Annotated in this window: 12 protein-coding genes; 4 read left to right on the forward strand and 8 right to left on the reverse strand. The window is 71.3% G+C overall.

The window, feature by feature from the left end; all coding sequences use genetic code 11:
- Positions 1-99 precede the first annotated feature (99 nt).
- Entirely contained in the window at positions 100-939 is an 840-nt protein-coding gene (locus tag ACZ4V1_RS31010; RefSeq protein ID WP_468342771.1) for an ABC transporter permease, read from the reverse strand.
- Positions 936-1862: an ABC transporter ATP-binding protein gene (locus ACZ4V1_RS31015; RefSeq protein WP_468342774.1), complete on the reverse strand. Its 927-nt coding sequence runs from the start codon at positions 1860-1862 to the stop codon at positions 936-938. Before ACZ4V1_RS31015 ends, ACZ4V1_RS31010 begins: the two co-directional genes overlap by 4 nt.
- A gap of 227 nt (positions 1863-2089) precedes the next feature.
- On the opposite strand from ACZ4V1_RS31015, the gene ACZ4V1_RS31020 reads away from it, so the two are divergent.
- Both ACZ4V1_RS31020 and ACZ4V1_RS31025 read left to right on the forward strand, forming a co-directional pair.
- Positions 2090-2860, forward strand: a complete 771-nt coding sequence (locus ACZ4V1_RS31020; protein ID WP_468342777.1) for a gamma-glutamyl-gamma-aminobutyrate hydrolase family protein — start codon at positions 2090-2092, stop codon at positions 2858-2860.
- Between the two features lie 53 nt (positions 2861-2913).
- Positions 2914-3420: a carboxymuconolactone decarboxylase family protein gene (locus tag ACZ4V1_RS31025; protein ID WP_468342780.1), complete on the forward strand. Its 507-nt coding sequence runs from the start codon at positions 2914-2916 to the stop codon at positions 3418-3420.
- A 74-nt stretch (positions 3421-3494) separates the two neighbouring features.
- On the opposite strand, the gene ACZ4V1_RS31030 is transcribed toward ACZ4V1_RS31025, so the two are convergent.
- The 3 genes from ACZ4V1_RS31030 to ACZ4V1_RS31040 form a co-directional block, all read right to left on the reverse strand.
- Positions 3495-4877: an NDP-hexose 2,3-dehydratase family protein gene (locus tag ACZ4V1_RS31030; protein ID WP_468342783.1), complete on the reverse strand. Its 1383-nt coding sequence runs from the start codon at positions 4875-4877 to the stop codon at positions 3495-3497.
- Entirely contained in the window at positions 4874-5854 is a 981-nt protein-coding gene (gene rfbB, locus ACZ4V1_RS31035) for a dTDP-glucose 4,6-dehydratase (RefSeq protein WP_468342786.1), read from the reverse strand. The genes ACZ4V1_RS31030 and rfbB overlap by 4 nt, the downstream gene beginning before the upstream one ends.
- Positions 5855-6030: 176 nt before the next feature.
- Positions 6031-6378, reverse strand: a complete 348-nt coding sequence (locus tag ACZ4V1_RS31040) for a VOC family protein (RefSeq protein ID WP_468342789.1) — start codon at positions 6376-6378, stop codon at positions 6031-6033.
- 178 nt (positions 6379-6556) lie between these two features.
- Here ACZ4V1_RS31040 and ACZ4V1_RS31045 point away from each other — a divergent pair, with 178 nt between their 5' ends.
- Entirely contained in the window at positions 6557-8092 is a 1536-nt protein-coding gene (locus tag ACZ4V1_RS31045) for an alpha/beta fold hydrolase (protein WP_468342792.1), read from the forward strand.
- A gap of 61 nt (positions 8093-8153) precedes the next feature.
- Here ACZ4V1_RS31045 and ACZ4V1_RS31050 read toward each other — a convergent pair whose 3' ends face one another.
- Together ACZ4V1_RS31050 and ACZ4V1_RS31055 are read right to left on the reverse strand one after the other, a co-directional pair.
- Entirely contained in the window at positions 8154-9479 is a 1326-nt protein-coding gene (locus tag ACZ4V1_RS31050; protein WP_468342795.1) for a nucleotide disphospho-sugar-binding domain-containing protein, read from the reverse strand.
- Between the two features lie 87 nt (positions 9480-9566).
- Positions 9567-10766 (reverse strand): MFS transporter, encoded by a 1200-nt coding sequence (locus ACZ4V1_RS31055; RefSeq protein WP_468342798.1) that lies wholly within the window; start codon positions 10764-10766, stop codon positions 9567-9569.
- 77 nt (positions 10767-10843) lie between these two features.
- Here ACZ4V1_RS31055 and ACZ4V1_RS31060 point away from each other — a divergent pair, with 77 nt between their 5' ends.
- Positions 10844-12121: an ATP-grasp domain-containing protein gene (locus tag ACZ4V1_RS31060; protein ID WP_468342801.1), complete on the forward strand. Its 1278-nt coding sequence runs from the start codon at positions 10844-10846 to the stop codon at positions 12119-12121.
- Between the two features lie 37 nt (positions 12122-12158).
- On the opposite strand, the gene ACZ4V1_RS31065 is transcribed toward ACZ4V1_RS31060, so the two are convergent.
- Complete coding sequence (locus ACZ4V1_RS31065) at positions 12159-12959, reverse strand: phytanoyl-CoA dioxygenase family protein (protein ID WP_468342804.1); 801 nt, start codon at positions 12957-12959, stop codon at positions 12159-12161.
- Positions 12960-13205: the final 246 nt, after the last annotated feature.

Consider the following 13205-nt stretch of genomic DNA (forward strand, 5'->3'; position numbering starts at 1 on the left):
GTCGCAGGAGGGTCTCCAGCCGCAGTGGAGAGCAGGTCGACGTCGCCTGGAAACACCGAGCCGCGGGTGCCCGCCGAACCGGCGGGCACCCACGGGGGATCAGGCGTCGCGGCGCCGCAGCTGCACCGCCGCGACTGCCAGCAGGGCGGCCGTCCAGAGCGCGAGGACGCCGATGCCCTCCCACGGTCCCAGCAGATCACCCGCGCGTGCGTGCTGTTGGGTGATCACGAAGCCCGCCTCGGTCGGAAGGTAGGCGTGCACGTGCTCGCCGACGCTGCCGGGCAGCAGGCCCGCCATCGGGGTGATCACCAGGACGAATCCGACGACGACGGTGATGCTCCCCGCCGTGTGCCGGATGATCGCGCCGATGGCCAGGGCGAACAGGCCGAGCAGGGCCAGGTAGAGCCCGCAGCCCGCGACGGCCCGCAGGACGCCGGGGTCGCCGATCGCGACCGGCGCCTTGCCGTCGAGGATCGGCGCGCCGATGAAGAAGGAGCCGAACGCCGTCACCTCGCCCACCACCAGGACCAGCAGCCCGAACACCGTGCCCTTGGCCGCCAGCACGGGCACCCGCCGGGGCACCGCGAGGAGGCTGGCACGGATCATGCCGGTGGAGTACTCGGAGGCGATCGCCATCACACCCAGCACGCAGACCGCGAGCTGGCTGAGCAGGATGCCGCTGCCCAGGATGGTGCCCGTCGGGTCCATCCTCATCTCGGCCTGCTGGGACGGATCGGTCTTGTCCCAGTTCGCGATGCCCATCTGCATGAACAGCGCGGTGCACACCAGGGTGAGCACGACCAGGACGGCGAGCGACCAGACGGTGGACCGGACGGAGCGGATCTTGGTCCACTCCGAGAGCATCAGGCTCGCGAAGCCCGGCGCGCGGTCCTGCGCGGTCGACGCGGACGCGCGGGTGGGCACGGACGTGGCGGTCACTTCACACCTCCGGCGGTGGGCACGCCGGCGTCGTACTCGACGGCGTCCTTGGTCAGTTCCATGAAGGCGTCCTCGAGGGAGCCGCGTCGGGTCGACAGCTCGTGCAGCACCAGGCCGTCGGCGGCGGCGAGTTCGGCGATGCGCGCGGCCTCCAGCCCGGTGACGTCCAGGTCCCCCTCGTCGGTGGTGGTGACGGTGGCGCCCTTGCCCCGCAGCAGTGCGGCGAGCTTCGTCCCGTCGGGCGTGCGGACCAGGACCGACTGCTCCGTGCTGCGCTCGATGAACTCCTGAGTGGAGCAGTCGGCGACCAGCCTGCCGCGTCCGATGACGATGAGGTGGTCGGCGGTCACGGCCATCTCGTTCATCAGGTGGCTGGAGACGAAGACGGCCCGGCCCTCCGCCGCGAGCGACTTCATCAGGTTCCGGATCCACAGGATGCCCTCGGGGTCGAGCCCGTTGACCGGCTCGTCCAGGACCAGCGCCGCGGGGTCGCCGAGCAGCGCGGCGGCGATGCCGAGCCGCTGGCCCATGCCGAGCGAGAAACCGCCCGCGCGCTTGCGGGCGACCGAGGTCAGCCCCACCTGCTCGATGACCTCCTCGACCCGGCGCCTGCCGAGGCCCTGGGTCTGCGCGAGGCAGAGCAGGTGGTCGTAGGCGCTGCGCCCGGTGTGGATCGCGCGTGCCTCGAGCAGCGCCCCGACCACCCGCAGGGGCCGGGACAGGTCGCGGTAGGGCACACCGTTGACGGTGGCCTCGCCGGCGTCGGGCCTGTCGAGCCCCAGCAGGAGGCGCATCGTGGTGGACTTGCCTGCGCCGTTGGGGCCCAGGAAGCCGGTGACCCGGCCGGGCTCGACCGTGAACGACAGGTCGTTCACGGCGGTCTTGTCGCCGTAGCGTTTCGTGAGGTTCTTGGCCTCGATCATGGTCACCTCGGTTGAATGGCCTGCGAGAGTTTCGCTGGGGCAGAAAAACTCCCCGGCCACCTGTGATAGCAGGATCGCTATCTGTTCAGTAGTCGCAGTCTGGAGTGGCCGTGAACGATGGCCCGGCCATCACGGCGCAGATACTTTGACAGCTCCGACTGTCTGGGGAAGCCCGTGTTTCATCTGCTGACTTTCCTCAGTTGAACCCGGAAACCACGAGGTTGGTCATGAATTCAGACGCGAACGGGCCGGTGCGCGCAGGACGGCGGCCGGTGGTCGGGATCTGCGCCCGGACGGCACCCGTCACCCTCCAGGGCAGCGACCTGGTCGTCTCCCTGGCGCTCCAGGCGCACGTGGCCTTCCTGTCCGAGGCGGGCTGTACGCCCCTGCTGCTCCCGCTGCTGCCCGGAGCCGAGGGCCTGGCCGGCCGCCTCGACGGACTGCTGGTCCCGGGCGGCCCCGACCTGGACCCGTCGCTCTACGGCGCGGACGCCCATCCGGCGACCCGGGCGATGGACCCGGACGCCGACCGCGTCGAACTCGCCCTGGTCGGAAGGGCGCTCGACGCGAAGGTACCGGTACTGGCCATCTGCCGTGGCATGCAGCTGCTCAACGTGCTGCACGGGGGCACCCTCCACCAGCACCTGGCGGACGTCACGGGCCACGACGGCCACCGTCCGCAAACGCCGTCCTTCACTCTCGGCCGCCGCCCGCTGAAGGTGCGGCCCGGCAGCCGGATCGCCGGCATCCTCGACGAGGCCGAACCCGTCACGGCCTGCCACCACCACCAGGCGGTGGACCGGCTCGGCGACGGCCTCAGCGCCACCGGTTGGGCCGAGGACGGGACCGTCGAGGTCATCGAAGTCACGGACCATCCCTTCGCGATCGGTGTGCAGTGGGAGTCCGGGCAAACGGCCGACAAACGACTTCACCAAGCGCTCGCGGGAGCAGCCGGGCGTGCGAATAATCAACCGGTCGCCGAAATCCTGAGTAATTGAGAAAGGCGCCCCCCATGAGCAAACTGTTTTCGATCCCCATGCGAAGGAGAATCATGTCGCCGCGTATGCCCAACCCCTCGTTGGTGGTTCCCGACGTTCTTCCGCCCATGCGCGCGCTGGTCAAGGCCGTCAACAGCGTCGGTGTGCCGCTGCAGACGCTCGTGCTCGTCCATCTGAGGGTGAGCCAGATCAACGGACGTACGGTCGAACTGCCGCGCAAGCAGCGGGAGTTCGAGGAGGCGGGGGAGGAGGACCACCGTCTGCCGGTGGTGGAGACCTGGCGGGAGCAGACCTGCTTCACCGACGCCGAGCGCTCCGTGCTGGCGCTGGCCGAGGCCGCCACGCGCATCAACGACCGCGAGGACCCCGTGTCGGACGAGGTGTGGGAGGAGGCCGCGCGGCACTGGAGCGAGGTGCAGCTCGCCGCCGTCGTCATGCACATCGGCCTGGTCAACCTCTGGAACCGGGTCAACGTCGCCACCAAGCAGGAGCCGGTGGACTGGCGGATCAACCCGAAGACGTGGACCCCGATGACCAGCCGGCTCACCCCGGCGCAGTAACCCGCGACGACTTCGGGCCCTGACCGGCGATGAGCCGCCGGTCAGGGCCCGAAGTCGTCGCGGACACACCCGGCTCAGCCGGCGCCGTCGCCCCCCGTGACCGTACCGAGGACGGCGAGCAGCGTCCTGGCCTGCACGTTGACGTAACGACTGTGCCCGGCGAGCCAGTTCAGCTGGCCCGGTGTGACCCACAGGTATCCCGGGGGCGGTTGGCGGGGCGTCGTCGCCTCGTCGGTCTCCACGATCAGATAGCGGCTCTCGGCGTTGAGGAACCGGCCGCCCTCCTCGGAGTGGACCGTCGAGTACCGGACGCGGTCGGGGGAGGCGTTCGCGATCGCGTCGAGGAAGGGCGGGCGGTGCTCCGCCGGCAGCGGGGCGTAGTTCGACGGGGCGCACTGCACGGTCGGCGCCAGCTCGACGGTGTCGAGGAAGCCGCCCTCCACCCGCGCGTGCGCGAGGACGTGCGGCACCCCGTCGAACACCCGGTAGGCGAAAGCGACGACCCCGGTGTCCACCGGCTCGATGATCGGCTGGCTCCAGCCCGCGACCTCACGCCCGGCGCCCTCGACCGACACCGCCACCACCCGGAAGAACCTGCCGTCGTCCCGGCTGACGGAGTCCTCGCCGGTCCGCCATCCGGCGATCTCGCGCAGCGGCATGCGACGGGCGTGGACGTCGTGCCGGGCCCGCTCCCCCGTGAACCAGGTCAGCAGACCGGAGTCGGACGACAGCGCCCTCGTCCCGTCCGGGACCGCCGGAGCGCTCGCCAGGACGGTGCGCGCGTCCATGTTCACGACGTTGTCGCGCCCCAGCAGTTCGAGGATCTGCCCGAGGGTGAGCCAGCGGAACGTGTCGTCGACCGGTACGTCGCCGTCCACCTCGACGATCATGTTGCGGTTGCGCTTGCGGTAGAACCAGGCGCCGTGCTCGGACTGCAGGACGTCCGTGAGCACCCGGTCGTGCTCGGGGGCGAGGAAGTGCTCCAGGTACTTCACCTCCGTCCCGCCGTGCGCCTTGGTGTAGTTGCTGCGGGTGGCCTGCACGGTGGGGGAGAGCTGCACCAGGTTGGGATTGCCCGGCTCCATCTTCGCCTGCATGAGGAAGTGGAGGACCCCGTCGAACTCCTTGGCGAGGATGCCGAGGATGCCGATCTCCGGCTGCACGATGATCGGCTGCTGCCAATCGGCCCCGGGCCGGGTGACGTGCAGTCCCTCGATGGTGAAGAACCGCCCGCTGCTGTGCCGCAGGTCGCCGGTGTCCGCGGCGAACGACCAGTGGCCGAGCTCGGCGAAGGGGATCCGGCGGACCACCGTCCCGGCCGCCCTGCGGTGCCGGTCCAGCCAGTCGGGCACCTCGGAGGTCGCGATGTGCGCCCCCGCGGCCGTCGCGGCGGACCGCGCGAGCCGCTCGGCGGTGCCCGCCCGGGAGCGGGGCACCAGCACGGCCGACGCGCTCACGGCCGACCACCGCTCTCCTTGACCGGCTTCCACCAGCGGGGGTTGTCCCGGTACCACGCGACGGTCTCGGCCAGGCCCGCGTCGAAGGCGGTGAGCGGCCGGTGGCCCAGCTCGCACTCGATCTTGCCCTGGTCGAGGGCGTAGCGCCGGTCGTGGGCCTTGCGGTCGGTGACATGCCGGATCATGTCCGGTTCCACTCCGCACAGCTCGGCGATCCGGTGGGCCAGCGTGAGGTTCGGCACCGCCGTGCCGGCCCCGATGTTGTAGACCTCGCCCGCCCGGCCCTTGGTGAGGACCCGGTGCACCGCCCGGCAGTGGTCGTCCACGTGCAGCCACTCGCGGACCTGGCCGCCGTCCCCGTAGACGGGGATGGGGCGCCCCTCGAGCAGGTTGGTGACGGCGAGCGGAATGAACTTCTCGGGGTGCTGGTAGGGGCCGTAGTTGTTGGAGCAGCGGGTGACCGAGAGGTTCAGCCGGTGGGTGCGGACGTACGACAGGGCCACCAGGTCGGAGGCCGCCTTGGACGCGGCGTAGGGCGAGTTGGGAAGGAGGGGGGACTCCTCGGTCCACACGCCCTCCTCGATGGAGCCGTACACCTCGTCCGTCGATATGTGCACCACCCGCTCGACACCGGCCGCGAGGCAGGCCTCGAGCAGCGCCTGGGTGCCTTCCACGTTGGTGCGGACGAACACCGCGCCGCCGGCTATGGAGCGGTCGACGTGGCTCTCGGCCGCGAAGTGGACCACCGCGTCATGACCGCGCAGCACGCTTGCGAGCAGGTCCCGGTCGAGGATGCTCCCGCGCACGAAGGTGAGCCGCGGGTGCGTGGCGGGCAGGTTGTCACGGTTTCCCGCGTAGGTCAGCTCGTCCAGAACCGTGACGTGCGCGTCCTCGAAATCCGGATAACCGCCGTCGAGCATGGTCCGTACGTAATGCGAGCCGATGAATCCGGCGCCGCCTGTGACGAGAATTCTCATGAGACCACACCGCGGTCACCGCAGTCGGAATACGACGCTCGAAGCATGTCCTTCTCCCCTTTCGACGAGGGGACTCGTGACGGGCGTCCCCGTCCGGTGAGGCTGAACGGCCGCCCTCGAAACCCGATCGAGACGGACTCGAAGAGCTCCGGGGGCGGCCGGTGGCGCGGGAGGCGTCAGCCGTCCTGCAGCAGTCCGAGGACGTTGCCGTCCAGGTCGGTGAAGGTGGCCACCCGACGGCCGCCGCCGACCTCCTTGGCCGGGCTGGTCACCGTGGCTCCCGCGGCGGTCACCTCGGCCAGCTTCGCCTCGATGTCGGCCACGTGCCAGTAGGCGACCTGCGCGTCCTGCGCCCCCGCCGGCACCAGCCCGACGTGCTGGCCCGCGACGTCGAAGCCGACGTAGTACTCCGAGTCGGTCTGCGGCTCGATGCCGAACAGGGCGGTGTACAGCTTCTTGGCCGCCGCCACGTCCGCCACGGGATGCAGCACGGTCTTGATTCCCTGGATGGCCGAGTCAGCCATTTTCACTCCCGGGGGGTTGGGATTTCGTAGCCCCATGCTAGGGAGGTCCGCGAATCCGCTGCATCTTCGCGCATACCGCCTCGAGTGGTTTTCCAGGCGTTCTTGACCGTGAGCCGACAGGCCGGTGCCACGCTGCCAGCGCGCTGAATTCTGGAGGGGAATTGTGAGAAGACTTGCGTTGGTCTCGACAGTGATCGCCACCGGCCTGGTGGGCTCGGCCGTCGCCCCGGTCGCGGTGGCGGACGAGTCGTCGTCCGGGCCGGCCGCCGGCAGTGTGGCCTGGGCGCCGTGCCCGGGCGGGGACCCGGTCCTCGGCGACATGCTCAAGGGCCTGGAGTGCGGCACGGTGCAGGTGCCGCTCGACTACGACGACCCGGAGGGCAGGCAGATCAGCCTGGCGCTGACCCGGGCCGAGCACACCGTCCCCGACAGCGAGTACAAGGGCGTCGTCGTGCTCAACCGCGGCCAGTGGCCCGGCGGCATCGGCCGGGACCTGCCCACCCGGTACGCCCAGGGCACCACCGGGCTGGCGAAGGACGTCGGTGACGCCTACGACTGGATCGGCTTCGACCCGCGCGGCGTCGGCGCCAGCGAGCCGGCCGTCGTCTGCGACAACGAGTACCTCGACCCCGGGCACGCCCAGCCCGACCCGGTGCCGGCCACGCCCGCCGCCGAGCGGGAATGGACGGAGCGGGCCCGCGCGTACGCCGAGAGCTGCGGCGACAAGTACGGTGACGTGCTCGAACACCTCGGCACCGAGGAGGCCGCGCGCGACCTCGACCGGATGCGCGTCGCGCTCGGCCAGGAGAAGATCACCTACTTCGGCACCGACTGGGGCACCTACCTCGGCTCGGTGTACGGCACGATGTTCCCCGGCCGCGTGGACCGGATGGTGCTGGACAGCGTGGTGCGTCCCAGCACGGTGGGCTTCCGCAACAGCCTCCGCAAGAACGTGACGTCCGAGCGGAACGCCGAGATCTTCTTCGCCTGGGTCGCCAAGTACGACGCCGTCTACCACCTGGGCACCACCGCGGCCGAGGTCGAGGCGAACTACTACGCGGGACAGGACGCGCTCCGCGCCGCGCCGGTCGACGGCAGGATCGGCCCGTCCGAGTGGGCGGACGTCTTCGAACCGGTCGTCTACCGCGACTGGACCTGGCTGTCCCGCGCGCGGATACTCTCCGACTGGGTGGTGAACGAGGACCCGTCCTCGCTGCGGGCCGGCTACTCGCCGCCGGGCTTCCCCCACCAGAACCGGCACGCGATGACCAACGCGGTCAACTGCCTGGACGGCCCCTGGCCGCGGGACTGGAAGCGGTGGCACCGCGCCCACACCCGCCAGTACGACGCCGGTAACCGTTTCCTGACCTGGACCAACGCCTGGTACAACGCTCCTTGCGCCTTCTGGCCGGAGCCCGCCAGGAGCGAGCCGCGCGAGGTCGGCAACGACGAGGTGGACGTCCTGCTGGTGCAGCCGCAGTACGACACCGCGCACGGCACCGCCGGCGCCGTCGAGACGCACGCGCTGTTCCCGAACTCCCGGCTGGTCCTGGAGAGGGGCGGCCACAACGTCGGCGCGGCGCTGTCGGCGAACAACAACGTCTGCCTCAACGAGTACGTCGGTGACTTCCTGAGGGACGGCACCCGCCCCGCCTCCCGCCACGGAGTCGACGCCGTCTGCAAGGCGTCACCGGACCCGGTCCCCGCGTCCTGACCCCGCACCGGACGGGCCCCGCACGATCACCGTGCGGGGCCCGTCGGCCGTGGTCCGCGGGTCAGTGCGGGACGGGTGCCGCCCGCTTGCGGTGGGCGGCGACCACGTCCCGCAGGGTGTGCGCCAGTTCGTTGGGCGTGGGCATCGCCAGCGTCTCCTCCCGCAGCCGCCGGGCGTTCGCGCGCAGGGTCGCGTCCTGGAGCAGGCGGACGAGTGCGGCACGGACCGCGGGCCCGTCCGCCTGCGCGGGAGTCATGGCCAGGCCCGCGCCCGCACGCTCCAGGCAGCGGAACTTCAGCGGAGCGTCGAAGGCCCGCCCGATCAGCAACTGGGGCACGCCGTGCCGCAGGGCGCAGCCGAAGGACCAGGTTCCGCCGTGGTGCACCACGGCCGAGCAGGTCGGCAGCGCCTCGGCCAGGGGAACGGACTCCACCAGGCGGGTGTTGGCCGGCACCTCGCGCAGCTCGTTCCGCGAGTGCGGCGGCAGGGCCAGGACCAGTTCCACCTCCAGGCCGGCCACCGAGTCGAGGATCTGCTGGATGCGTTCGACGGGCAGCGGCAGCCGTACCGGCCCGTCGTCGACCGAGTCGCCGAAGGTCATCAGGACGCGCGGTGCCCGCGGCGGCCGGGCCAGCCATTCGGGCACGACGGCCGGGCCGTTGTAGGGGACGAACTGCACCGGGAGCGTGGCCGGCCGGACATCGGGACGGAACGACTCGGGGAGCGGGGCGACGGTGAACTGCCCGTTGACCAGTTCCTCGGAGAACTCCACGCCGTACCTCCCGGCCCAGCCCGCCAGCCAGTCGCGCAGGTTGTCGACGCGCCGTTCCGGCGGCTGCAGGGCCTTGGCGTGCAGGAAGTCCGCACGCAGGCGGGTGTAGACGTCGACGGAGTACAGCACCCTGGCGTGTGCCGCGCCGACCGCGGCGGCGGCCACCGCCCCCGCGAACGCCTTCGCGCCCCAGAGCACCAGATCCGGCTGCCACGCGCGGGCGGCGGCGACCAGGTCCTCCATCATCGGGTCGTTCGACCGCCGTGCCTGGGGCAGCACCAGGTCGTCGACGACCCTGGAGACCTGTTCCCAGCTCAGCCGCTCGCGGTCCGGCCGGATGTCGAACAGCGGTTCCAGACCCGGCCCGTCCTGCGGGGCTCGGCGCGCGGCCGCGGCGCGGTCCGAGGCCTGACGCCGGTCCCGCCTCCTGCGTACCTCCGGTGTCTCCCCGGGCCCGACACCCAGGCCCGTCAGCCCCGCTCCGGTGACGGCGTCGAGCAGGTCGGGCCAGCCGGCCACCCGCACCTCATGTCCGGCGGTCTGGAGCGACCACGCCAGCGGTACCAGGTTGAACACATGCGTCTTCCACGGGAACGGCACGATGAGGACCCGCACGATGGCACTTCCTTGACGTCGGGGATCACGGACGGGAATCGGGGCGAGGGCCGCACCTCGCGGCCCTCCAGCCCCAGCCCATCCTGATCACGCGTCCTGCATGTGTCTTCTCCGTGCGTGCCGTGCGGTGCCGGTCGAGGCGGTGACCAGGAGGGTGACCGCGGCGACGGCGAAGGCGGTGGCCAGCGGGCCCACCAGGTCGCAGAGCGCGCCCGTCACCAGGATGGAGACCGCCACGCCGGAGGGGAGCAGGGTGGCCCGGAACGTCACCACCGACGGCAGTTGCGCGTCGGAGGCCGTGGCCAGCAGCCGGTTGTTGTAGTGGACGTAGGCCATCTCGAACAGGACCAGGAAGAGCGCGTACAGCGCGAGCGTGGGGGCCGTGCCGCCGGCCAGCATCGCCGCCAGCAGGGGCGGCATGGGGAGCACGGCCCACGCGGCCGAGGGCACCCGGTCGAGGTACCGCTGGGCCGGCAGGGCGGCGAGGGAACCGGCGAACAGGGCCACCGAGGAGACGGCGACGAACACGCCCACCAGGCGGGTGCCGCCGCCGAGCAACTGGACCGGGACGACGGTGACGGCCACCGTGTGGAAGCCCTGCCAGAAGGACACCAGCAGGAAACGGGCGAACAGTCTGCGCAGCACCGGGTCGTCGACGCGCGGGCGCGCGGGTGCCGCGGCCCGGGCTCCGTCCGGGGTGCCCGCGCAGGCCGGCTTCGAAGCCGCCGGCAGCGCCCAGGCGAGCAGCGCGGAGACCACCAGCGTCGCCGCGTTCACCGCGAGCAGTCCCCGCAGCGACAGGGCGGACGCGGCCGGACCCGCCAGCGCGGCACCGACGCTGAGCCCGGTCAGCTTGCCTATCTCCGCGACGGTGTTGGCCCGGTCCAGCCGGTCCGGCGGGACCGTGTCGCGCAGGACGACCGCCGTGGCCGCGCGGGTCACCGCCTCGAAGTACCCGCGGCCCAGGAGCAGCACGACGGCGACCGCGAGCAGCGAGCGCCCCGGCGCGAGGAGGGCGGCCGCCGTCAGCACCAGGCTCGTCGCCTCGGCCAGCCGGACGAGGCGCTGCGGAGCGTGCCGCGCGAGCAGCCGGTTGAGCGGGCCGGCCAGCAGCAGCGCGGGCAGCCACGGCGCACTCAGCACGGCCCCGGCCAGCAGCCCCGACCCGGTGGCCGACCCCACGTGCGTGGAAAGGCTCACCAGGACCAGAAAGCTTCCACAGGTGTTGACGAAAAGCAGTACCGGAGTGCAGTGCGGCGAGCGGAAATTCGCGGAAAGGGACGTCATCAGGTATTCCTCCGAAGGGGGAGGATCGCAGAGTTGAACGGCTTTCCGCGAGACGACGGTCTCTCTACTTTGAACACATGACAGCACCCATCGAGGGCCGTCCGTGCATCGTAATGGTCGACGCCTACGCCGCGGTCCGTTCACTTGTTTTGACATTCCTGGAGCAGGGATGCTCCATCGTCCGCGTGCAGAGCACTCGTGAAGTCCCCTACGTCTACCGCACGGCCCCGTTCGTTCCCGACGACTTCATCGCCGACATCGTGCACGACGGCGATCTGGACGCCACCGTCGCGGCCGTCGCGGCGTACGAGCCGGTCGCGGTGGTCTCGGGCGGCGAGAGCGGGGTCGAGTTCGCCGACCTGCTCGCGGAGCGTCTGGGCCTTCCCGGGAACGGGACCGAGCTGAGCGCCGCGCGGCGGGACAAGCACCTCATGGTCGAGGCGGTGCGCGCCGCGGGACTGCGCGCCGCCCGGCAGCTGCGGGCCACGGACGGGGACGAACTCGCCGCCTGGCACCGCCGGCTCGGCTCTCGTGTCGTCGTCAAGCCGCCCCGCAGCGCGGGCAGCCAGGGAGTCTTCTTCTGCGACACGCCCGACGAGTCGGTCGCGGCCTTCGAGTCCCTCGCCGGTGCCGACGACGTCTTCTCCCGGCCCAACGACGGGGCCGTGGCCCAGGAGTACCTGCCGGGCACCGAGTACATGGTGAACACCGTCAGCCGGGACGGGCGCCACCACCTGTGCGACGTCTGGCGGACCGGCCGGCTCAGCGCGAACGGTGTCGTCGACCTGTGCGACGCCCTGATGCTGATCGACTCCGCGAGCCGGGTGGTGGAGCCCCTGCGGGAGTACGCCTTCGAGGTGCTGGACGCCCTCGGGATCCGTCACGGCCCGGCGCACCTGGAGATCCGGATGACTCCGGCGGGGCCGTGTCTGGTGGAGGTCGGGGCCCGGGTCGCCGGCGGTGGCATCCCGGCCTGCGCGGGGCTCGGCATCGGCGAATCGCAGCTGGAGTGGACCGTCGACGCCTACCTGCGCCCCGACCGGTTCCACGCCAGGGCCGGAACGCCGTACCGGGTGCGGCGCTACAGCGCGATCGCCGGCATGGTCTCACCGGCCGAGGGGGTGCTCGGCGAGTACCGGGGCATCGAGGAGATCGAGCGGCTGGAGAGCTTCCACGGCCTGGCGACCCTGGTGAAACCGGGTCAGCAGATCTCCCGGACGGTCGACGACCTCACCTACCCGGTCATCGTGACGCTGCTGCACGACCTCGAGGAGGTCGTGCAGCGGGACCTGAACACGATCCGCCATCTCGACGGCGCCGCGTTCTACGCCCTGGACCACGCGGCGAGCCCCTGAGCACGCCGTTCGACTGCCGACCTGCCGCGGTCGAACATCACAGCCGGGCGACGGCGGCGGGCTCCATCCGCGTCCAGGACGGCCGCGGCACCCGGTAGACGAAACTCACGGCCGTACGCGGCTGCGCCGCCGTCGTGTTGGGTGCCGAGCGGTGCAGCACCATGCCGTCGAACATGACGGCCGAACCGGGCTCCAGGGGCACGGCGACCGGTTCGGCCGCACGCGGCAGGTGCCGGTCCGCGACGTGCGGCTCCACCGCCCCCGTCAGCGGCGGATCACCCGGCAGCCGCTCGCGGTCCCCGGTGTGCGGGAAGAGCCCGAGCAGGTGCGAGCCGGGGATGAACTCCAGGCAGCCGTTGTCCCGGGTGGCGGGTTCCAGAGCGATCCAGACCGTCACGATGCCGTTCTCCTCGGATCCGAAGGAGGGCGGCGCGAACGCGATGTCCTGATGCCAGGGCTTGGCCGAACCCACCACGGGCGGCTTGGCCCACAGGAAGGCGTTGACCAGGGCCCCGGGGCTCCCGGCGGCACCCGCGACCGGCCCGTAGGCCAGGTCCAGCGACCGCTGCACGGAGTCGAACTCGGGGACGTGCTCGTGGATGCGGTCGGCCGAGCGGAGCACACCCGTCAGGGCCTCGGAGTCCTGCTGCCAGGCCGCCCAGCCGCCGATGCCGGGTGCCTCCAGGATGAAGTCGTCGCTCGAGACCGTACGGTCGCGGGCGATCTCCTCCAGCCGCGCCACCGCGCTCCGGAGCCGGGCGAGCGCGTCGCCCGCCGCCACCCCGGACAGGCGCACGAATCCGTTCTCCCGCAGTTCACGGTCATGGGTGTCGCCCATTTCGCTCTCCCTCTCCACACGTCGGACCGTCGCGAACCTACCGGCACATATCACGGGAATGTTCATGTTCAACTCCCGTTCTTCAAGGGCCGTTGCCGTGCCTTCCGGGCTTTCCCTATGCTTCCGGGCCGTGAGGATTGGCCCACAGAACTCGATACGGCGGAGGGAGAGAAAAATGAGCGACCGCGACTTCATCGAGACCCGTGACGCTGATCAGGAGACCAGCAAGTGGTAATCCCCTGACCA

The organism is Streptomyces sp. NPDC028991, assembly GCF_055564775.1.